Genomic DNA, 22,494 nt, shown 5'->3' on the forward strand with positions numbered 1-22,494 from the left:
AGAACCGGATAGATATATTTTCTTTTCATATTATAAGACATAAAAAAACCCGGAAAAGAAACTTCCGGGTTTTAGTTTATTATTTCAATATTAGTTTTTTACTTTCTTTTTAGAATTAGTATCGGCCAGTTTATTTCTGGTGATATTGTTCATTTTCATATCTGAAAGTACATTGATAGCTTCCTCAATATAAACATCTTTGCTAAGACTTTCATGCCATCTTTCTCTCTTCTCCTTTAATATAGTATCTGTAGTGAAAAGATCTTCTTCATACGGAAGAGAGTTGTAAGTAAGATTGGTTTTATAATCTTTAATGGCATCAAATTGTTTTGCCATATCCTTATCTTTTTCTGCTTCCTCGGCATATTCCTCATAATTTAAAGGATAGCTTCTATCTTCACTCTGAGTTTTTACCCATTTGGCATTTTCTTCAATAAGCTTAAGTTGATTATTGGTATCCATTCTTTTTTTACTAGCCTCAATCGCTTCATCATAACCCACATATCCATTCCAAATATCAAAATCTGCTGCATCTATCTTATCCCATGGCAGTGGATTTTCCTGGTCTTTCTCTCCAATATCTACAAAACTATACCTGTCTGGCACCACTACGTCACTCTTAACACCTTCCAGCTGAGTTGAACCTCCATTTACGCGGTAGAACTTCTGAGTGGTGATCTTAAGAGCTCCCATGTCTCCCATGTCGTTATTTCTAAGCCATCTGTTAAGATCTATTACGTTCTGCACAGTACCTTTTCCATAGGTTTGTTTGCTTCCTATGATAATGGCTCTTTTATAATCCTGCATTGCGGCGGCTAAAATTTCTGAAGCAGAAGCAGATAATTCGTTTACAAGAATTACCAGCGGCCCATCCCATAACACCTGTGGATCTTCATCCTTTAAGACCTCTTTACGGGCTCCATTTGATTTTACCTGAACAATAGGTCCTTCTTCAATGAACATTCCGGCGATATCCACTACTGTTTTCAGGGAACCACCACCGTTATTTCTCAGGTCCAGAACAAGACCTTCCATTCCTTCTTTTTTCAATTTGATAATATCTTCTTTAATATCTGAAGCAGCATTTCTCTTGTTGTAATCTTCCATATCAAAATAGAATTTTGGAAGATTTATTACCCCAAATTTTCGGTCATCTTTCTTAACCATAGAAGTTTTTGCATAAGTTTCTTCAATTTCGATTATATCCCGAACTAGAGTAACTTCTTCAATATTCCCCATTACTTTTTTACGAACAGTAAGGTAAACCTTGGTATCTTTTGGACCTTTAATTAGGTCTACCGCATCGTCAAGTCTCATCCCTACAATGCTTACCGCTTCTTTCTCGTCTTCCTGCCTAACTTTAAGGATAACATCTCCTTCTGAGATCTCATCACTTCTCCATGCAGGTCCACCAGAAATAACTTCAGTAATGGTAATATTATCGCTATCCTTGATTAAACGTGCGCCTATCCCTTCAAGCTTTCCAGACATGGCGATATCGAACCTATCTTTATCCTGAGGTGCGAAATAAAATGTGTGAGGATCAAATTCCTCAACTACCGCGTTGATATATACTGAAAAATAATCTTCTCTCTGAAGATCATCGGTAAAGTCATAATACCTGTCTATATTGGAAAGCGTTGTTTCTCTGGCTTCTTTTTCAAGTGCAACGTCTGTCTTCATTTCATAAGACGCATCATCCTCTTTTTTACTTTTTTCATCCTGTTTAAGATCGTGATAAGTAATTAAAGTATTGAACTTCAATTGTTCTTTCCACCTCTTCCTCATCTCTTCTTTTGAAGAAGCGTAATCTAAACTATCGTAGGAGGTATTGATTTTTTCATTTTCTGAAAAATCAAAAGGTTTTGAAAGGATCTCTTTGTAAAGTGATCTTGTTTCTTCCATTCTATCGCCTAAACGGGCATAAGTAAGATTGAAGAAATCTATATTCTTGTTTTTGATCTGATCATCAATCTTTTGTTTGAAGGCATCAAATTCTTCAATATCCTTCTGATAGAAAAATCGCTTGGAAGGATCCAGACCTTCAAGATAATCTTCATAGACATTTGCTGAAAAACTGTCATTTATATCTTTCGCTTCATAATGCCCTTGATTAAGAACATATGTAATTAAGTCTATAAGCAGTTTATCTTTATTGGGGTCTTCAAACTTCTTGGTAGTAAAACTACAGGAAGCGGCAGCCATTAAAAGTACGACTGCTATAATTTTAAAATTCCTTTTCATAATTCGTTTAAATTTCGTCATCGTGTGGTTACCATAATTATAGTAAAAACTGTGCCAATAAGCTATAACCTACGCACTAATTTGTGAACGCACTAATATAAGCTTTCCATATTAAAATTCTTATTTTAGCAAAACCAAATACTTATGCATGAATAAAGAAAAACCATTGATACTGGTGACCAATGATGATGGCATTACGGCTCCCGGAATAAGGACCCTGGTAGAAGTAATGAAAGAACTCGGAGACGTAATTGTAGTAGCTCCGGATAGTCCTCAAAGTGGCATGGGACATGCTATCACTATAAGTGACACCCTTTTTTGCGAACAGGTTACCATTAAGGAATCTTACAAACATAAGGAATATAGCTGCTCGGGAACTCCAGCGGACTGTGTAAAAATTGCCACCCAGGAGATTCTTCACAGGAAACCGGACCTTTGTGTTAGCGGTATCAATCATGGCTCAAATTCATCCATAAATGTTATTTATTCAGGAACGATGAGTGCAGCTGTGGAAGCAGGAATTGAAGGTATTCCGGCAATTGGCTTTTCTCTACTTGATTATTCCTTAAATGCCGATTTTGAACCGACAAGAAAATTTATTAAAACGATAACAAGGAATGTTTTAAAGAATGGTTTACCCAAAGGAGTGGTTCTAAATGTAAATATCCCGAAACTGAAAGAATCTGACATTAAAGGCATTAAAGTCTGCAGGCAGGCGAATGCGCATTGGGAAGAGGAATTCGATAAAAGAACAAATCCGCAGGGACGAGAATATTACTGGCTTACCGGGAAATTTGTAAATAAAGATGAAGGAGAAGACACAGATGAAAAAGCACTGGAAGAAGGCTATGTTTCTGTAGTTCCAGTTCAATTTGATCTAACCGCTCATCATTTTATAAAAGATTTAAGCAGCTGGTCCCTCAATGATTAAACAAAACGTATTTACAGGATTCTTAACAGGCATCGCGGCGAATATCGCCGGGGTGATGTTGTATGTTTCCCTGCTTTCCAATGCCGAGTTAGATGCGACCTTAAAGGATGCTGTTGAAAATGATTATTTAGGAAAAATAATAGCTCTTGGCGCTGTTTTAAACTTTCTGCCATTCTTTGTTTTTCTAAAAAAGAAACAAAATTATCATGCCCGCGGAGTTTTACTGGCAACTGTAAGCGTTGCAGTGGCTGTAGCAATATTCAAATTCTTTTAAAATGAAATATTATATCATTGCAGGTGAAGCTTCGGGTGACCTCCATGCTTCTAATTTGATGAAAGCTTTAAAAGAAACAGATAATGCTGCAGATTTTCGCTTCTGGGGCGGCGATCTCATGGAAAATCAGGGAGGCACTCTGGTAAAGCACTATAAAGAATTGGCTTTTATGGGCTTTTCTGAAGTGATCATGAACCTGAGAACCATCTTCAGAAATATCAAGATCTGTAAAGAAGATATTGAGACCTACGATCCTGATGTGATCATCTTTGTAGATTATCCCGGTTTCAATATGAGAATTGCCGAATGGGCCAGGAAAAAAGGATATAGAACCACTTATTATATCTCCCCTCAAATCTGGGCCTGGAAAGAGAACAGGATCAAAAAGATTAAACGTGATGTAGATGAGATGTACGTGATCCTTCCGTTTGAAAAAGATTTTTATACTGAAAAACATGACTTTCCGGTACACTTTGTAGGTCATCCCCTATTAGATGCAATTGATAACCGTGCACCTGTAGACACTGATTCTTTTAAAAAGAATAATGGCTTAGATCACAGGCCGGTAATTGCTTTACTCCCAGGTAGCAGAAAACAGGAAATTGAAAAAATGCTTGAGGTAATGCTTAGCGTAACTTCAGAATTTAAAGAGTATCAATTCGTGATCGCCGGAGCTCCCAGTCAGGATAAGGAATTTTATAGGAGATTTATTAAAAAATCCAATATCGGTCTTATCATGAATAAGACTTATGATATACTAAGCATCTCTCATGCTGCGTTAGTAACTTCGGGGACTGCAACTCTGGAAACTGCACTTTTTAAAGTTCCGGAAGTTGTTTGCTATAAGGGAAGTTTTATATCTTATCATATTGCAAAAAGGATCGTAAACCTGGATTATATTTCCCTGGTCAATTTAATCATGCACAGAGAGGTGGTGAAGGAATTGATCCAGAATGATTTCAATACGAAAAATTTAAAAATTGAGCTGAATAAGATTCTTGATGAAACCAATCGCAAAAGAATTTTTGAGGATTATTTTGAACTTGAACAAAAACTTGGCGGTAAAGGGGCTAGTATGAAAACTGCTAAATTGATCTATAATAATACTAAAGCATAAATGAAAAAAGGACTTTTTCTAAAATCTACCATTCTTATTTTTAGCATTTTCCTTTTTGCTTCCTGTGGCTCTTCGCGATCCAGGGTTGTGACCACCAAACATGAACATAACAGATCAGAAAGAGTCACTCCAGTATACGAGCGAACTCCTGCCGCAGAGCCTGAAGACAAAAAAGCCTATAAGGTGGTGCGTACTGCTAAAAAGTTTGAAGGTACGCGCTATAAATATGGCGGCACCGATAAAAGGGGAATGGATTGTTCTGGCCTGATCTATACCTCCTTTCTCCAAGAAGGAGTGTCTCTTCCCAGGACATCAAGAGCGATGTCTTTACAAGGCGAACGTTTGTATCTAAAGGAAGTAAGCGTGGGAGATCTTCTTTTCTTCGAAACCAATAAGAATCGCAAAGTAATTAACCATGTAGGCCTGGTGGTAGAGGTAGATGATGATGGGATCTATTTTATTCACTCTTCCACTTCCAGAGGTGTTATTATTTCCTCATTATCAGAGTCTTATTGGTATAATAATTTTGTGATGGCCAGGCGGGTGATTTGATTTTTTCATACCTTCAGATTGCAAAAAACAATCATTGAAGGACTTTCGGTTTATATTTTTAAGGCTCTCTTTCTATCTTATTTTAGGAATACTCGCGGCATTTAATTTCTCCGTACCTACGGAAATCTTAATAATTTCAGGCATACTCATCTTCTGCCTGTTCCTTATTGCCTATTTCAGAGCAAACAGAAATATTTTTCCTGACGCATTATTCGGAATAACTGCTTTTCTGCTGATATTTTACCTCGGTTTTTCAGCTACCTATTTTAATATTCCTGAAAACCAGAAAGAGCATTTCATAAATCTGGATAGTAAAGAACTTCCGGATCCCATTGTTTCTGCTCGTATTTCTGAAGAACTGAAACCAACCGCTTTTTCTCAAAGATTTGTAATTAATGCAGAAAGGATAATTGGCAGGAAAGAAAAACTTAAGGTTAAAGGAAAAGTATTACTTAACCTGAGTCCAGATTCTACCCGCACGACAATTTTAAAGCCGGGAATGCAGGTTTTGGTTCCATGGTCCCCACAAGAGATCAAAGAACCCTTAAATCCCTTTCAATTTAGCTACAAGGACTACCTGAATGAGTTAAACATCAAAAGACAACTCAATATCCAAACGTCAGAACTCGAAATAAGTAATATTGAGCGTCATGATCTTCAATCGAGATCCTGGCAATTACGGGAACAACTTATTTCAGATCTGAAAAAATATGATTTTGGAGAAAATGAAATAGCAATTTTCCAGGCGCTCATCCTGGGACAAAGAAGGGAAATAAGCAATACTCTTTATAAAAATTATGCCGCAGCAGGAGCGATTCATATTCTGGCAATTTCCGGCCTGCACATTGGAATATTGCTAATTATTTTAAATTTTCTCTTCAGAGCTTTAGATAGAATTAAATACGGAAAACTTATCAAAGCTATTATTCTAATTCTTTTACTGTGGAGTTTTGCAGTTTTAACAGGATTAAGCGCGTCTGTAGTGAGAGCGGTTACGATGTTTTCCTTTATCGCGATCGGTCTTCAGCTGAAAAGAAAGACCAGTGCCCTCAACAGTTTGTTTCTTTCATTATTTATCCTGCTTTTGATAAATCCCCATTATATTTTCCAGGTGGGCTTTCAACTGAGTTACCTGGCTGTTTTTAGTATTATCGTATTTCAACCACTCATTTCAGGACTATTCCAATCGAAGATAAAACCTGTAGATTATCTATGGAAATTAAGCTCGGTAAGTATAGCCGCTCAGATTGGCGTTATCCCATTAAGCCTTTATTATTTTCATCAGTTCCCGGGTCTTTTTCTGCTCACCAATTTAATTATACTTCCTTTTCTAGGTCTCCTCCTGGCCTATGGAATTATCGTAATTCTCCTTGCCGCTATCAATTCGCTGCCTCCTTTTATTGCTGAACTTTTTGATCTTATTCTGCGATTAATGAACGGATTTATAGAATGGATTGCCGGGGTGGAATCATTTGTTTTTAGCAATATTCATTTAAGTCTTTTTCAAACCCTCTCCCTGTACCTGATTATTCTGGCCATTTTACTACTTCTTAGAAGTCCCGATTATAAGCGAATCTATTTTTTCCTTATCAGCATCCTGGTTTTTCAGTTATCCACGTTCTATTTCAGAAAAAATATTCCTGCTTCAGAAGCTATAATTTTTCATAAGTCCAGGCAAACTATTATCGGGGTTAAAAACGATCAAAACCTGAGCCTTTATTCTGAAGAAAATTTGGACCCAGATTTCATAGCCGATTATGTAAGAGAAAGAAAGCTTGGCAAAGTAAAAACAAAAAAGATCCCACAAATAATGGATCTTTCAACGAAACTTAGCCTGATTATAGACACCACAAAAAATTACCAACTGAGTAATTTTAATCCTGAAATTATTATACTTAGAAATTCTCCAAAGATAAATCTGGAAAGAATTATAGATCAACTTTCACCGAAAGAGATAGTAGCAGACGGCAGTAATTATAATTATCTGGTAAAGCGTTGGCAGGAAACCGCCGGGAATAAAAAAATCCCTTTTCACCATACTGGAGAAAAGGGAGCATATTTTATAAAACCTGGTAAATAGTCCTAACTGGAAAAAGTGCCTTCAAACTCTTCCTGATATTTTTTCCATTCTTCGTCTGTTTTTACCTTTTTATAATCATCGGTAGCGAAGATTTTTAGAAAAATTTCCAACTGTTCGGGTTTTAAATATCCTTTCACCGGAGATAGAAAACCGGCATTTTCATCAAAGAAGACCATAGTGGGATAGGCATTAACCCCCATTGCCAGCGTAAACTGGTGAACCGCATTCCTCCCGCTCTTATTGGGATCATAATTAGGATTTTTGAAAACCTTGTCTTTAAAGTTGATCACTTCATTGCCTTCCGCATTAAATTTCACCGCGTAGTAATGCTTATTGACGTATTCAACCACATCTTTATTGGTGAAAGTATATTTATCAAGCATTTTGCAGGGCCCACACCAGGTGGTATAGGCATCAACAAATATTTTTTTAGGTACTTTCTTTTGTGCTTCTAAAGCTTCATTCATACTCATCCACTTAATTTCCTGCGCCTGAATGGTGGCAACAGAAATAACTAAAAAGCAAAAAAGGATTAATTTTTTCATAATTTAAATTTAACTAAAAGCCCTTAAAACAAAAAGCGTTCCTAAAAGATTTAGGAACGCTGTTGAAATTATTTTTTATTCTATTATCGAATCCCGTGCATTTTCTTGATAAGGAACTTATTGATCAAAATCATGATCAAGCCCATAAAAATAGGAATAAGCGTAAATATTAAAAAGAAAACAGATAGACCATAATTCTCAGAAATACTATCAATAGCTCCACCTGTGTAACCTCCAAGAACTCCAGCAATAAAGTTAGCTAAGAACCAAATTCCGAACATTAAACCAACCAATTTTGGTGGTGAAAGTTTACTTACATAACTAAGCCCTACCGGAGAAACACATAATTCTCCAACAGTATGGAAAAAGTATGCTACTATAAGGAATATCATGCTCACAGCAGCAGTTTCAGCTCCATCTGGAATAGACATCGCTCCGTATGCTAATGCCGAAAAGCCAACTCCTAATAATATTAATCCAATACCAAATTTAACTGGTCCTGAAGGATTGTATTTACTTTCCCAGATTTTAGAAAATACGGGAGCTAATAATATTATAAATAGAGAGTTTAATACAGAGAACCATGAAGCAGGAACTTCTGCTGTGTCCGCACTGAATTCTCTATAAAGCATCCATATCACAATACCCCAGATGATCACAAAACTTAAGCCTAAAAAGATGTTAGATTTCGCGTATCTTCCGAATATTTGACGAAAAAGCATAAGCAAAACATAGGTTATCACCATAAGTGGCACAATGGTTATAACCGTATTTATAATCTTAAATGTAAGCGCCTGGCTACCGGCCAGATCTCTATCTGTATAATCAGCTGCAAAAATTGTCATAGAACCACCCGCCTGTTCAAATGCCCACCAAAAGAAAATTGTAAAGAATGCGAATACTGAAATCACAATAATCCTATCCTTTTTAACTCCCATTGGAGGCTCGGGTTTAGTATCCTCGTTATCATCAACAATTGCATTCCCATGACTATCTTCAACCTCACCTTTGATAGTATGGTCGTCTACATAATCATCTGTCTTCTTTTTAGGTTTCAAACCAATTTTACCGAAGATATTTTGTGCAAAATAAAATTGCAGCATACCAAAGAACATAAAAATACCAGCAAGGCCGAATCCCCAGTGCCATCCTACATTCTCACCAATATAACCACAAAGCAAAATTCCTAAAAATGCTCCGGCATTGATCCCCATATAAAAGATCGTATATCCGGCATCCTTTTCTTTATCGTCAGTTTTGTAGAGCTGTCCTACCATGGACGAAATATTCGGTTTAAACAAACCGTTACCCAAAATCAAAAGCACAAGCCCCAGGTAGAAAAACATATTTGTAAATCCTTCGAGAGCCATAGAAGCGTGCCCCAGAGTCATTATTAATGCTCCAAGAACTACAGCTCTACGGTACCCCAAAAGTTTATCGGCTATTAATCCACCGATAATTGGTGTGATATAAACAAGCCCAATGTACCAACCATAAAGTTCGAGGGCGTCCGCTCTAGCCCATTCCCAACCATTGTCCATTATTGAAGAGGTAAGGAAAAGCACCAATAGAGCTCGCATCCCGTAGTAGGAAAAACGCTCCCACATTTCAGTAAAGAATAATATGAATAAACCTGAAGGATGTCCTAATACAGTCCTTTGATTAAATTCTGACCCTCCGAATTTGAATTCCATGTTTATTTAGTTTTAATTAAAGTTTTTCAAGTATAAAATCGGTCATCATCTGGTAAAGGTGCAATCTCGTATTTCCACCATAAATTCCATGATTCCTGTCCGGATAGATCGCCCAGTCAAATTGCTTATTTGCCTGCACGAGTTCTTCCACCATGCGCATGCTGTTCTGTAAATGAACATTATCGTCTCCACCACCGTGAATTAGCAGATAATCACCTTTTAGTTTTTCCACATGGTTTAGGGGTGAATTTCCATCATAGCCAGAAGGATTCTCCTGCGGAGTTCTCATATATCTTTCCGTATAAACAGTATCGTAGAATCTCCAGCTGGTTACCGGGGCTACAGCGATGGCCATAGAGAACACATCATTTCCTTTAAGGATCGCATTAGAAGACATAAAACCTCCGTAACTCCATCCCCAGATTCCTATTCTGTCGGCATCTATATAATTTCTCTCTCCAAGTTTTTGTGCTGCAGAGATCTGATCTTCTACCTCATATTTTCCCAGCTCCTGGTAAGTCACCTTCTTGAAATCGGCTCCTTTAAAACCTGTTCCCCTACCGTCTATACAAACTATGATATAACCTTTATTAGCTAAAAGCTGGTACCAGTAATCATTGCTTCCGAAGTAGGTATTGGAAACCGACTGTGATCCAGGCCCGGAATATTGAAACATTAATAAGGGATATTTCTTATTCTCGTCAAAATTTAATGGTTTGATCATCCACATGTTCAGATCGTTCCCGTTAATATTGATCGTAGAAATTTCTTTTTCTGAAAAATCATAGCCTTCTACTTTGGAAAGCAATTCATTATTATTCAGAATTTCTCTCACCTGCTTACCGTTTTTTGAAGTGTGCAATGTATAAACAGGAGGTGTATTGGTATTAGTGAACGTATTGATGAAATAAGTATAATCTGCACTAAAATCGGCAGAGTTGGTTCCATCTCTTTCTGTCAATCTCATTTTATTTTTCCCATTCGGTTTGATGGAAAAAATGTCGCGATTTACGCTTCCATTTTCGGTACTTTGAAAATAGATTCGTTCCGCTTTTTTATCATAACCATAATAATTGGTCACTTCCCATTCACCATCGGTTACCTGATCTATCAGTTTTCCATTTTCATCATAGTGATAAATATGGTTCCAGCCATCTTTCTCACTCGTCCAGATAAAGCTATTATCCTCAAGAAAAGTTAGATTATCGGTAATATCTACATAAGCTTTATCAGTTTCATTTAATACGAGCTCAGAAGTATTGTCTTCAGCATTTACAAAAATGAGGTCTAAATTATTCTGATGACGGTTCAATACCTGAACACTCAAAAGCATAGGATCTGCGCTCCACTTAATTCTTGGAATATAAAAATCAGTGATCGTCTCTGTATTCACCTCGGAAGATTCTGAAGCTACATCATATTTATCCCCTAGATCTACCTCTTTGGAAGTTTGAGACTTTACATCATACATATGCAGACTAACTTCAGAATTTGATTCTCCGGCTTTAGGATATTTGAAAACCTGCTGCGTTGGATACAAATCTTTTCCGAAGAGATCCATAGAAAATTCAGGAACCTCAGATTCATCAAATCTTAAAAATGCGATCTTCTCTCCCGTAGGATTCCAGGCAAATGCTTTTACAAATGAAAATTCTTCCTCATACACCCAATCAGTAATTCCGTTGATGATGCTATTGATCTTTCCATCCTGAGTTACTTGCGTTTTTTCCTTAGATTTTAAATCCAGAATGTAGATGTTATTATCAAAAACATAAGCGAGTTTGGAATTATCGGGAGAAAAAGATGCTTCCTGTATCTTTTCCTCACTCACTTTCATTAAATCTTTAGACTTTACATCGTAGACATATACGATATTTTTAGACGACCTTCTGTAAATAGGTTCCACCTCGGTAGAAAGCAATATTTTATTTTCATCTTCACTGAACTTGAAACTCTGAAAAGATTTTATTTCAGAAAGGTCTGCACTGTTTAAAAGCGTTCGGGTCTTTTTACCTGTTTTATAACTGTAAATATCAATACTGGTGTTCCCGGACTCGCGGTCGCGGTTCATCACCACATATTCTTCACCATTATTAAGGGATTGCAGGGATTGTAGTCTTTCCTGGCGGAACTCTCCGCTCCAAATTTCCTCAAGACTTACTTCTTTTTTTTGTGCCGTAAGCACGGAAGATGTTGCCAGAATAAAGGCAACAAGTATTTTAGGGAACTTCATAAAATTTTTGAAATATTTAATGCAGGCCAAGTTTACTAAAATTTAACCAAAAAGTGACTATGCAAAATTGTTAAATACTAACAATCTGTTAAGAAAAACAGCCTTTCCGTTTCTTGATCGAATCTTATTTATTGTCCTTTAAAAAATATGCTTTGTATCTTTGAACTCCTGAAATACCTAAAAAATGACAAAGCCTATAAACGGATTTTCAAAACTTAGTAAATCTGAAAAAATAGATTGGCTGGCAGAAAATTATTTGAAAAATAATGAAAATGCAGTTTCTATTTTGAAACAATACTGGAATGAAGATGATAAGCTGCAAAAGCTGCATGATGAATTTATTGAGAATACAGTTTCTAACTTTTACTTACCCCTGGGTCTTGCGCCTAATTTTCTTATAAACGGAAAATACTATGTGATCCCCATGGCTATCGAGGAAAGTTCGGTGGTAGCCGCGGCCAGTAAAGCTGCAAAATTCTGGAGTGAGCGGGGCGGGTTTAAAGCCAGCGTGATCAATCAAAAAAAAATAGGACAGGTACATTTTCTGTTTTCAGGAGATTTTTCCAAACTTCAAAGATTATTTAAAATTATCGAACCCAAACTTCGCGAAGCTGTAAAGCCCATTACCCGAAATATGGAGAAAAGAGGGGGCGGAATTCTGAGTATAGATCTTATCAACAAAACTCAGGATCTTGAAAATTACTACCAGCTTTTTGCAAAGTTTGACACACGGGATTCTATGGGAGCAAATTTCATCAATTCCTGCCTCGAAAAATTTGCCGAAGTACTTCAGGAAGAAGCTTCAAAATTTGAAGAATTCAGTGCGAAAGAAAAGGAGCTTCAAATAATTATGAGCATACTTTCTAATTATGTGCCTGAGTGCATTGTTAGAGCTGAAGTTTCCTGCCCCGTAGCCGAGCTTTCAGAAGATAAAAACATGACAGGCGAACAGTTTACCGAGAAATTCATCCAGGCCGTTAGAATAGCCGAAATTGAACCTTATCGAGCTGTCACGCATAATAAAGGAGCTATGAACGGGATTGATGCTGTCGTGCTGGCCACAGGGAACGATTTTAGAGCTGTAGAAGCCGGGATCCATGCCTACGCATCAAGAAATGGTAGTTACTCAAGCCTTACGCACGCTTCAGTTGAAGACGGGATCTTTAAATTCTGGATGGAAATTCCTCTAGCGCTTGGAACGGTGGGCGGATTAACAAGTTTGCATCCACTGGTAAAGCTGGCGCTGGATATTCTTCAAAAACCATCTGCAAGTGAATTAATGGAGATCACCGCAGTTGCCGGACTGGCGCAAAATTTTGCTGCACTTAGATCCCTCACCACTACAGGAATTCAGCAGGGTCATATGAAAATGCACCTTATGAATATTCTAAATCAACACAAGGCTTCCGAAATTGAAAAGAAAGAGATGGTGGAGTATTTTACACATCATACCATTACCCATAGCAGTGTTATTGAGCAATTGGAAAAAATGAGATCTTAATGCAGGAATTTAAAAGCAACGGAAAAATCTTATTAACTGGAGAATATGCTGTCCTAAACGGAGCAAAATCTCTAGCCTTACCTACAAAAATGGGTCAGAGTCTGGAAGTTTCTAAAACTGAAGGGAATAAAATTTCCTGGACTAGTTATGAAGAAAACGGGGAAGCATGGTTTCAATCAGAATTTGCAATAGAAAATGGAACTTTCTCTCCCCTATTACCTAAGCAAGATCAAAATCAGCCCGAAATAAAGGAAACCTCCAAACGCCTGCAACAGATCCTCGCGGCTGCTTATAAAAAAAATCCCCAAGCTTTTTCAGACCAGGGATATACAATAAATACCAGACTTGAGTTCAACAGGAAGTGGGGTCTTGGCACTTCTTCTACTCTAATTTACAATCTTGCCCAATGGCTAGAGATAGATGCATATTATCTATTAGAAGATAGTTTTGGAGGGAGCGGATATGATATCGCCGCTGCAGGGAGTAATTTTCCTATCACTTATCAATTAACAAAAAATGGTCCCGCTAGTTTTACTGCTGATTTTGATCCCTCTTTTAAAGACGAGTTATTCTTTGTTTACCTAAACAGAAAACAAAATAGTAGAGAAGCCATTGCTCATTATAAAAATCAGCCAAAAAAAGATCTGCAGAGTCTTACCGAAAGGATTTCAGGAATTACAGAGCAGATCATTAGTTGCGGAAACCTTGAGGAATTTAAATTATTAGTGCAGGCACATGAAAGTCTTATCTCAAAAGCTATTAATCTACCAAGGATACAAACCCAACTATTTAGAGACTATCCCGGGACGATCAAAAGTCTAGGAGGTTGGGGAGGAGACTTTATTCTTGCTACAGGCAGAGAAGAAGAAAAAGAATATTTCAGGAAAATAGGATATACAACGATCTTTGATTATCAGGATTTGATCAAATAAAAAAAGCCTCAACAGATGTTGAGGCTTTTTTTATATATACTTTCAGAAATCTAGTAGAATCTAGCTCTGTTATCTTCAATTTCAGCTTTCTCCTTAAGAGCATCAAATACCCTCATAGTTGCCTGGGCTCTACGAGCAGCACTTTCCTGTTGAGCAAAACCTTTATAGGAGTCCATGGCCGGAGCTTCGAATTTACTCACTAATTCTGCCACATACACACCTTTTTCACCAGCGATTGGAGAGCTTACTTTACCTGGTTCTAGAGAGAAAACAGCTCCCACTACTTCAGGCTCTTCACCCGCACCGGCCAAAGTAGGATTACTAAGGTTCACCGCATCTGCAGTTTGAACGCTCACTCCCTGGTTACCTGCAATTTCCTGCAGAGAATTTCCTTTAATTCTTTCTTTGATCAATTCAGCTTTTTTCTTTTTTCTAAGAATTGGAGTAACTTCTGATGAAGCTTCTTCCACGCTCATTAATCCTTTATCTTTCTTTGAAGTTAATTGAGCTACGATATAGCCGTTATTGGTATCAAATCTTCTTACATCCCCAACACTCGCTTCATCTTCAAAAGCCCACTGGATCACTCTACGCTGTGCTCCGGCACCAGGAATATTTTCCTCTAAAGCCTTCACATCCTTTACTGTACGCACCTCGTAATTGCCTTCTTTAGCAACCTCTTCAAAATCACCTTCAGCAGCTGAAATTTCAAATTTCGTTACTTCATTAAAAAGGTTATTCATTGTTTTCTCAGAAGCCTGGATCTCTCTGGCAATTGTTGCAACTTTTACTGCTCTGGCAGCTTCAGTTTGATCATCTATAGAGATCACATGATATCCAAGCGGAGTCTCCACAACTCCAACATCTCCTGTTGAATTATCAAAAACGTAATTGTTAAATGCAGGGATCATAGTTCCCGGAGAAAAATATCCAAGATCTCCACCCTGTTCTTTATTTGAACCATCAGCAGAAAATTCAGAAGCCAGTTCAGCAAATTTCGCATTATCATTTCTTACCACTCCAGCAATACTATCTGCTAAAGCCTGAGCTTCTTCTTTAGAACGGCTCACACCTGCTCCAAGTTGAGATCCCTGATAGGTTACAAGAATATGACTTGCTTTTACTGAATCTGGAATATTTTTAGTTTCAACCACCTTACTTAACTTCCAGTATCCGTTTTCTTCATAAGGACCATAAGTTTCACCTTCATTTAAATTGAAGATGGCTTCCGCATTCTCTCCAGAGAAATCATTTCTGAATTTAAACCTGTTATCAAAAGGCAAATCTGAGTTATTACCAACAAAATCAGCATAATCCTCAGTATTATCAAATCCAGGCAGCGTATCGTTAGCTCCAACGGCAGCATTATATTCCACACGCTGATCTCTTAATGAATTTAAAGAAGCCTGGGCTTCGGTCTTATCATCACCAGAAGCGCTTTCTTCAAATATCACATACTGGATATTTCTTGAAGCTTCAGTCTCAAAACGAGAAGAGTGTTCTTCAATATAAGTTTTAATATCAGACTTTGTTACTTCCACCTCAGAATCGGGAATTGAAGAATAAGGGATCTGAACAAACTTCATGTTGATATTATCATTTTGAAGTCTATATGCCTGTTCTCCTTCTAAAAGTGTGGCGCCTACTCCCGCACCTACCATATTATAGTAGCTGTTCATTTTGGCAGTTTGAGCAAGATTGGAAGTAAATTGCTGCCATTGCTCGTAAGCTTGCGGAGAAGTCTCCTTTAAATTTGCAACATATTCTCTTAACCTGTTCTCATCAAACATTCCAGCTTCATTCATGAAGTTTGGATTATTAGCCATTTGAGAACGCACAAGCTGTGTTACCTGCGCTTCTCCAGCTCTAATTCCAAGTTTTTCAACTTCTTCTTCGAGAATCACCTGTCTTAACTTTTGCTCCCAGATACGATTTACCGCCTGAGTTGTGCTCATGTTGTTACCCATGTTTCTCTCGAAAGCTTCTACTTCACGTGCAAACTCTTCTCTACTAATTTCGTTACCATTCACGGTAGCGATTACGTTTTGCGAGCTTTGAGAAGCCATGCCTCCATTTCTAATCACATCTGCCAATACAAAAGAGAATAAAGCCAGTGCAATGATGATAATCAAGAAAACAGACCTTTGTCTGATTTTATTTAATACTGCCATTTGAATGTATAATTTATCAAAATATAGGGGGCGAAAATAAGGTTTTTAGGCTAATAATAAAATTTAAAATTAGCAAATTCTTAACTTTAAAGCTTTAATCTTCAGTATTGATTTTTAGCTCTACCAATTCGATTTTGGTATTGGAAGTTTCCAGGATTTTTATTTCGAAATCCTCAATATTAATAACCTCTCCCTGCTGTGGAATTTCCTCGGTATGATTCACGATAAAACCACTTAAGGTCTCATAGTTTTCTCCCACGGGAATTTCAGTTTTATAGGTTTCATTAAGATAATCTACTTCGAGTCTGGCTGAAAATTTAAAATGATCTTCCGCAATCTTCTCTTCAATAAGAACCGCGGAATCATGTTCATCTTCAATTTCACCAAATAACTCCTCCACGATATCTTCAACGGTCATCATTCCACTGGTACCTCCATATTCATCAATCACCACCGCGATACTTTTCCTCTTTTTAATAAGGATGTTCAACACGTCTTTTACCCACATGGTCTCTGGAACGAATACCACCGGAAGTAAAATTGATTTTATGGATTTTGGCCTTTTGAAAAGTTCAAAGGAATGTACATATCCTATGATATCATCTATCGTTTCATTATAAATGAGGATCTTTGAGAGTCCTGTCTCAGTAAATGTTTCAACCAAATCATCTGGCGCCTGATCCTTATCTACCGCGATGATTTCTGTACGCGGGATCATTACCTCCCTGGCCTTGATCTCTGAAAACTGCAAGGCATTCTGAAAAATCTGTATCTCACTATCCACATTTTCATGCTCTTCTACAGTTTCCATTTGCTCACTTATGAAATTCCCCAGTTCAACCTTACTAAATGCCAGTTGAACTTCATCGCCATCGGTCTTGAAGAAACGTTTTAAAATAATATCTGAGATCCAGATCACAAAGGAAGACACAAAACTGAAAAGCAGGTAGAAGATGTATGCCGGAACTGCAAAAAATTTCAGCATTGTATTTGCATAGATCTGGAAAAAAACCTTCGGAAGAAATTCAGCTGTAAAAAGTATAATTAGAGTAGAAATGATGGTTTGAGTAATAAGACTAAGATCGTCTATAAGATATTGTACAAAACCACTTTCAGTCTCTATTCCGGTTAACCAGGCCATGAGCAGGTCTCCCATGAAAAAACCATAGACTACCAGGGCAATATTGTTACCCACCAGCATAGTCGCAATGAACTTTGATGGTTTTTTGGTGAGCTTTTTTAGAACCTTGGCCAGAAAATCATTCTGCCTTTTTTCTATTTCAATATAGATCTTGTTAGACGAAACGTAAGCGATCTCCATGCCTGAAAAAAAAGCAGAAAGTACTAAAGAGCAAACTATAATAAGTATATCAACCTCCATTCAGGTTATTTGTTACGATCTTCATATTTGCGCCTAAAACGTCTTTTAAAGAAGAACATAAAAATGGCGACACAAACAAAGAATATAAACAGGTAAGCTCTATTTCTCTCTGTGCTCCATATTCTAACGGCTTCAAAAAGAAAGAACGCGGCAAACATGAGATATGCGTATTCAAAATACCTAAAAAACTTATTCATCTTTTTCTTCTTCTATAATTTGTATCCCCGTATTGGTTCTTGAACGAAAATTAGTGAAATCCTGATTAGAATCAAAACCAAGATCTTCAGTATAAGATCCATCTGGAAATCTAATGGTATTTGGTTTATCTGTAAAAATCCAGTTTCTTTCCTGATCCCAGAATAACTGACTTGCTTCAAGCACGGTACTATCAGCGGTAATAACCACAACATTCCCCTGTAAATCTATAAGCTTGGTTTGTTCATATACAATACCGTAATCTGCGGTCACTGTATTTTTTCTATCCTGCTCATCGAAAAACTCTACTTCTACTCCGTCAGGAAATTCCCGGTACGCAAATGATTTATTGGTATAATCCAGCATTTTAGGACTTTTTAATGTGGCCACCAGTCTGCCGGAATCTGTGAATTTCAAGTTAATACCTTCGGCAATTGCCTGAGGGGCATCTTCCTCTAAACTAAAGGCTCTTACTTCCTGAAGATTACCTTCACATGAAAAAAGCATTGTCACGCCTAAGAGCGTGACAATGCCTGAAATTATATTACTATATGTTAGTTTCATCTTATAGGTTCGGGATACGAACACTCTCGCCGATCCAGCATCCAATTGGAATTGCATCTCCAGCATTTCTACTAGACTGGAATACATCCGATTTCTGTGGAGCTCTACCTCTATAAGCAGCAGCAGCCTGACTGGCGTTGCTTGAAATAGATGGATCTACTCTTGCAGCTCTGGAAGCATAATCTGCAGCTAACCAGTACACAGCTCTTTTCGTAAATGTATCATCACCACAGTTATTCGCACTCTTAGCATACATGTTAGCGATCTGTAGGTAAGCACTACCTAGAGATGGCTTGGCTTCTAAGGCCTTTCTATAGAAACTTCTTGCCTGACCATACTGACCTTTATCTTTATAGTTATTTGCAATTCTATAGTAGATCTTTGATTTATCAGACTTGTTAGTTTCAAGTTCAGCAGCCTGGTTATAATACTGTAATGCTTTTGAAGAGTTACCTTCAGATTCAGCTAACTGACCTAATGAATATGCAGATTTAGCAGATGGCTCTAATTTATGAAGCGCTTCAGACACCTGGATAAACAATGGGTCTTCAGTACAATCTTTAGCAGAAAGCCTCGCGTTTACATTTTTCAACCAACTAACTTCAGTTTTCTTAGCTTCGAAATCTTTCTTATATAATGGAACCAGGTTATCACAATCTGCACGTGCTCCAAGCTTGGCATTAAGCGCAGCTTTTACGTTACTATAGTTCTTAAGATTGATCTCTGCATACTTAATCTGCTTTTCTTCCTTGGAAGTAAGATCCTCTCCCTCTTCCTGCTTCTTTAATAAAGGAGCCAGATTTTCAGCAGCCGCATTTTCTTCTGTTTCGATCTTAGCGAATACTTTATCATACATATCGAAAACATCCTGAAGAGTTCTCTCTCCTCCATCCTGCATTTCCACCACTAAATCAAAATAGGCATATAGACCTTTAGGACTCGTGAAGTTTTCTTTATCTTCTACCCAAACTTTATCAAAAGCTTTGAAGAGTTCTTCCTTAGATCCTAGTTTATTGTCATATTTAAGCTGGGCGATATCTGTATAAACTTTACCTTTTTCAGTTTTCCCAGGATAAAGCTCCAGTCTGGTTTCCCAAACACCAATTAGTTCTTCTATTAATTCAGCTTTATCGCCTTCTTCAGCTTTATCAATTTTTGATTCAATTGCTCTTTCAAGATACTGGTAGGTTGCAAGGCTATATTTAGGACAATCTTCTTTAACTTTCATTAAAGCAGGATATGCTGCATCATAGTTTTTTGCTTTGGCATCATCATATGCTAAAGCCGCCATAGTAGCACAATCCCCTGACTGTGCACTCACAGCTCCTGAACCTAACATGGTAAGCGTTATTAGTGCTAGAAATTTGTTTTTCATCTTTTTGTTTATTGTATGGTTAATCAAATTTTCTTTTCGTGAACCATTTGTCATTTAAAGAGAGTCCTATAGACAATCTTAGAAAGTTCTCCTGAATTAAACCAGAATCCTTGGTACCTCTTTGTCCAAGCTCGATTCCGAGGTTTGCATTAGAGAAAAATGTTCCGACTGGTAATCCTAGTCCAAAAGATATGCCAAACTCATTAATAGATTCATCATTGACTATCAATCCAGTTTCATCATATCTAAATCCAGCCCTGTAAACCACTCTCTCCAGGTAACTTGTAAAAGAATTATAATTAGGTATATAAAATCCTCCTACCGAGAATTCAGAAGCATCTTCATATGTACCTCCATCCCCTCTAAATCTAAAGCTATTCTCATAAGAAGAAGAGCCAACATTAGAATATTCAGCTCCGGCAAACCACTTATTCTCTTCTCCAAGACCCGCTCCAATAGTTAGTTTAGAAGGAAATTTGAATTGTGTATCTGTCAGATCCAGTTCTCTAAAATCTATTACTCTACCTGTTCCTAAGGAAAAATCTACTGTGGAAATAGCTCTTGAGTTCTCAGAATCAAGATCCATTCCCGGTGCATAGGTTCCTGAAACATGTAAATTAAGTTTTTCACTGATCTCCGTTTGATAGTTAGCTCCAAAATTAAAGCTAAAACCTTTAATATCAGACCTATTTACATCTGTTGTTCCGTATTGAAGTTCCTCACGGTTGATGCTTTGAGAATTTTGAAAATTTCCGAAGTTATAATTGGCATCCACACCTAAACTCAGTTCATCAGTTATAGAAACACCAGCAGAAATAAAAACCTTATTCATTCCACCTCTACCGTTCAAAAGACTGGCAGAACCATCGTCCATATCAAGAATACGATACCCTACCGAGGTATAAGGCAGCACTCCAAATCCAATTCCCACTCTATCACTAACAGGAAATGCCAGCGCCAGGTAGTCAAGAGATGTGATCTTAGCGTTATCACTTGCCTGATCTGATTCAAGTTTTATTCTATCATGACTTGCACCAACCGTAAAATTTGTAAGCTTAAGAGTCCCGTAACTGGCAGGATTTTGAATATTCATATGAATGCTATCATTGAATATACTTAAACCACCCATAGACCTATTCTCTACAGTTCCCTTGAAGTTTGTTAAACCAATACCGTAATAAGAATAAGGTGAGGATACGTTTTCCTGCGCTTGTGCAGTAAAAGCTAAAAATAAAGCTACGATTACTATAAATCGTTTTATCATTGAGTCTTGTTAAATTCTAGAATGAAATTAAGTCCTTCTAACAAAAAATTTGAGTTGGCAAATATGCTATTTTTTAATGGTATAGACAAAATTTGACTATCTCCTCCTGTAAAAATAATTGTTAAATCTTCAAATTTAGTGTTGTAGGTTTCTATGGTACCTTTTAATTCCATTTTAATTCCGTTAATAATCCCGGATAAAATACTGGATTCCGTAGAATCACCTATCAGTTTGGCTTCCGGCTTCGGTTTAACTAACGGTAAATTTGCAGTAAACTTGTGCAGACTTTGAAATCTCATTTCCATTCCTGGTGAAATCGCCCCGCCCAGATAAACCTCTTCCTTAGTTTTAAGATCATACGTGATACAGGTTCCCGCATCAATAATCAACACATTCTTCCCCGGATAAGTGTTAACGGCGGCCGCAACCAAGGCTATCCTATCCTTCCCCAATGTCTCCGGGGTAGCATATTGATTTTTGAATGGAAGTCTGATTTTGTCATCTAATCGAAGAAGGGAATAAGACTCATGAACTATATTTTCTAGTTCAGCATCGATGGAAGAAACACTGGAAAGTATGGATTTTTTTATCTCAGGAAATTTTTTTTGCAGATTCGAGAAATTTTTTAAAAAATCTTCCTTTCTAAAAATCTGCTTTTCCAGAAGCCTATTGTTTTGAAAAACAGCGGTCTTTACAAAGGAATTCCCGGCATCGATAACTAAATTCATTCAAGTTTTCTTTGAAAGACAAAAATACAAAAGCATTTTTTTAATATTTCCTTTGTGAGTTCCTAAAAATGAAATTATATTTGCCACCGCTTAAACAAGCAACTGGTGCCTTAGCTCAGTTGGTAGAGCAAAGGACTGAAAATCCTTGTGTCCCTGGTTCGATTCCTGGAGGCACCACCTTAAAAGCCCGATACACAATGTGTTTTCGGGCTTTTTTAATTTTTGTAAATAGTCATATATCTTCTTCCCATTATATGCTCGATAAATTTTCAAATTAGCCCAGTTCTGACCTATTCGTTCCTCATATTTATTGCCTTGCGCATAGCTTAAAGTCAGCATTAGCGAAAAAAATAATACACAAAAAGGTCCTCCATTTTTTGCTTGGTTTTAGTATATAGGATAAATAAAAAAAACAGCTTATTACAGCGACTGTAATTTCATAAAATTTGACAGAAAATAAGAAAATCAACCAGGATAAATCTGAGCTCTGCCAGTCGTAATAAATTTAAATGAAATAAAAAGCACTTTGCTTAGTAAGAATTTAGGATATGGAGATATATAGGCTAATAATGAGGAATAGGTACGGTCAATTTTAAAACAAAAAACCATCTATCGACCTGTAAAATAGATCAATTAATGGTCTTGTAACGAAGACGCTAAGTCTGTAATTCAAAAATTATAAATTAAGAGCAATTACATTAACGATCGCGCCA

18 protein-coding genes and 1 tRNA gene are annotated in these 22,494 nt (G+C 37.1%); 8 read left to right on the forward strand and 11 right to left on the reverse strand.

Features of this window, described 5'->3' with window-relative positions; genetic code table 11:
• Positions 1-90: 90 nt before the first annotated feature.
• Positions 91-2,244 (reverse strand): carboxy terminal-processing peptidase, encoded by a 2,154-nt coding sequence (locus LGQ90_RS09595; protein WP_229340539.1) that lies wholly within the window; start codon positions 2,242-2,244, stop codon positions 91-93.
• A gap of 148 nt (positions 2,245-2,392) precedes the next feature.
• Between LGQ90_RS09595 and surE the strand changes: the two genes are divergently transcribed.
• Genes surE through LGQ90_RS09620 form a run of 5 tightly spaced genes read left to right on the forward strand, consistent with a single transcriptional unit; the run spans position 2,393 to position 7,198 of the window.
• Positions 2,393-3,175 carry a 5'/3'-nucleotidase SurE gene (gene surE, locus LGQ90_RS09600; protein WP_229340541.1) on the forward strand — a complete coding sequence of 261 codons (783 nt, stop codon included), beginning with the start codon at positions 2,393-2,395 and terminating at the stop codon, positions 3,173-3,175.
• Positions 3,168-3,449: a hypothetical protein gene (locus tag LGQ90_RS09605; RefSeq protein WP_229340543.1), complete on the forward strand. Its 282-nt coding sequence runs from the start codon at positions 3,168-3,170 to the stop codon at positions 3,447-3,449. The genes surE and LGQ90_RS09605 overlap by 8 nt, the downstream gene beginning before the upstream one ends.
• Position 3,450: 1 nt before the next feature.
• Complete coding sequence (gene lpxB, locus LGQ90_RS09610) at positions 3,451-4,566, forward strand: lipid-A-disaccharide synthase (RefSeq protein WP_229340545.1); 1,116 nt, start codon at positions 3,451-3,453, stop codon at positions 4,564-4,566.
• The gene (locus LGQ90_RS09615) at positions 4,567-5,118 is read left to right on the forward strand and encodes a C40 family peptidase (protein ID WP_229340547.1); all 552 of its coding nucleotides are present in this window, start codon (positions 4,567-4,569) and stop codon (positions 5,116-5,118) included. It abuts the gene before it with no gap.
• A 34-nt stretch (positions 5,119-5,152) separates the two neighbouring features.
• Complete coding sequence (locus tag LGQ90_RS09620) at positions 5,153-7,198, forward strand: ComEC/Rec2 family competence protein (protein WP_229340549.1); 2,046 nt, start codon at positions 5,153-5,155, stop codon at positions 7,196-7,198.
• Between the two features lie 2 nt (positions 7,199-7,200).
• Here LGQ90_RS09620 and LGQ90_RS09625 read toward each other — a convergent pair whose 3' ends face one another.
• The 3 genes from LGQ90_RS09625 to LGQ90_RS09635 all read right to left on the reverse strand — a co-directional run bounded on the left by LGQ90_RS09625 (position 7,201) and on the right by LGQ90_RS09635 (position 11,670).
• The gene (locus LGQ90_RS09625) at positions 7,201-7,743 is read right to left on the reverse strand and encodes a thioredoxin family protein (protein WP_229340551.1); all 543 of its coding nucleotides are present in this window, start codon (positions 7,741-7,743) and stop codon (positions 7,201-7,203) included.
• A gap of 83 nt (positions 7,744-7,826) precedes the next feature.
• Positions 7,827-9,437 (reverse strand): peptide MFS transporter, encoded by a 1,611-nt coding sequence (locus LGQ90_RS09630; RefSeq protein WP_229340553.1) that lies wholly within the window; start codon positions 9,435-9,437, stop codon positions 7,827-7,829.
• Between the two features lie 16 nt (positions 9,438-9,453).
• A complete protein-coding gene (locus LGQ90_RS09635; RefSeq protein WP_229340555.1) occupies positions 9,454-11,670 on the reverse strand; it encodes a S9 family peptidase in 2,217 nt (738 codons plus the stop codon).
• 184 nt (positions 11,671-11,854) lie between these two features.
• Between LGQ90_RS09635 and LGQ90_RS09640 the strand changes: the two genes are divergently transcribed.
• A complete protein-coding gene (locus LGQ90_RS09640) occupies positions 11,855-13,171 on the forward strand; it encodes a hydroxymethylglutaryl-CoA reductase, degradative (RefSeq protein ID WP_229340557.1) in 1,317 nt (438 codons plus the stop codon).
• Positions 13,171-14,103, forward strand: a complete 933-nt coding sequence (locus LGQ90_RS09645; RefSeq protein WP_229340559.1) for a GYDIA family GHMP kinase — start codon at positions 13,171-13,173, stop codon at positions 14,101-14,103. Before LGQ90_RS09640 ends, LGQ90_RS09645 begins: the two co-directional genes overlap by 1 nt.
• 50 nt (positions 14,104-14,153) lie before the next feature.
• Here LGQ90_RS09645 and LGQ90_RS09650 read toward each other — a convergent pair whose 3' ends face one another.
• From LGQ90_RS09650 to LGQ90_RS09680, 7 genes are all read right to left on the reverse strand, one after another.
• Entirely contained in the window at positions 14,154-16,274 is a 2,121-nt protein-coding gene (locus LGQ90_RS09650) for a peptidylprolyl isomerase (protein ID WP_229340561.1), read from the reverse strand.
• A gap of 94 nt (positions 16,275-16,368) precedes the next feature.
• A complete protein-coding gene (locus LGQ90_RS09655) occupies positions 16,369-17,655 on the reverse strand; it encodes a hemolysin family protein (RefSeq protein WP_229340563.1) in 1,287 nt (428 codons plus the stop codon).
• Positions 17,656-17,660: 5 nt separating this feature from the next.
• On the reverse strand, positions 17,661-17,852 hold the full coding sequence (locus LGQ90_RS09660) for a hypothetical protein (protein ID WP_229340565.1): 192 nt from the start codon (positions 17,850-17,852) through the stop codon (positions 17,661-17,663).
• On the reverse strand, positions 17,845-18,414 hold the full coding sequence (gene lptC / locus LGQ90_RS09665) for an LPS export ABC transporter periplasmic protein LptC (protein ID WP_229340568.1): 570 nt from the start codon (positions 18,412-18,414) through the stop codon (positions 17,845-17,847). Before lptC ends, LGQ90_RS09660 begins: the two co-directional genes overlap by 8 nt.
• Position 18,415: 1 nt before the next feature.
• Positions 18,416-19,789, reverse strand: a complete 1,374-nt coding sequence (locus tag LGQ90_RS09670) for a tetratricopeptide repeat protein (protein WP_229340570.1) — start codon at positions 19,787-19,789, stop codon at positions 18,416-18,418.
• A 19-nt stretch (positions 19,790-19,808) separates the two neighbouring features.
• Positions 19,809-21,053, reverse strand: a complete 1,245-nt coding sequence (gene bamG / locus LGQ90_RS09675) for a BamG family beta-barrel-assembly machinery protein (protein ID WP_229340572.1) — start codon at positions 21,051-21,053, stop codon at positions 19,809-19,811.
• A complete protein-coding gene (locus tag LGQ90_RS09680) occupies positions 21,050-21,781 on the reverse strand; it encodes a type III pantothenate kinase (protein ID WP_229340574.1) in 732 nt (243 codons plus the stop codon). Before LGQ90_RS09680 ends, bamG begins: the two co-directional genes overlap by 4 nt.
• Before the next feature lie 104 nt (positions 21,782-21,885).
• Here LGQ90_RS09680 and LGQ90_RS09685 point away from each other — a divergent pair.
• A tRNA-Phe gene (locus tag LGQ90_RS09685) sits at positions 21,886-21,958 on the forward strand.
• Positions 21,959-22,494 lie beyond the last annotated feature (536 nt).

Source organism: Christiangramia sediminis, from assembly GCF_020552705.1.
GTDB lineage: Bacteria > Bacteroidota > Bacteroidia > Flavobacteriales > Flavobacteriaceae > Christiangramia > Christiangramia sediminis.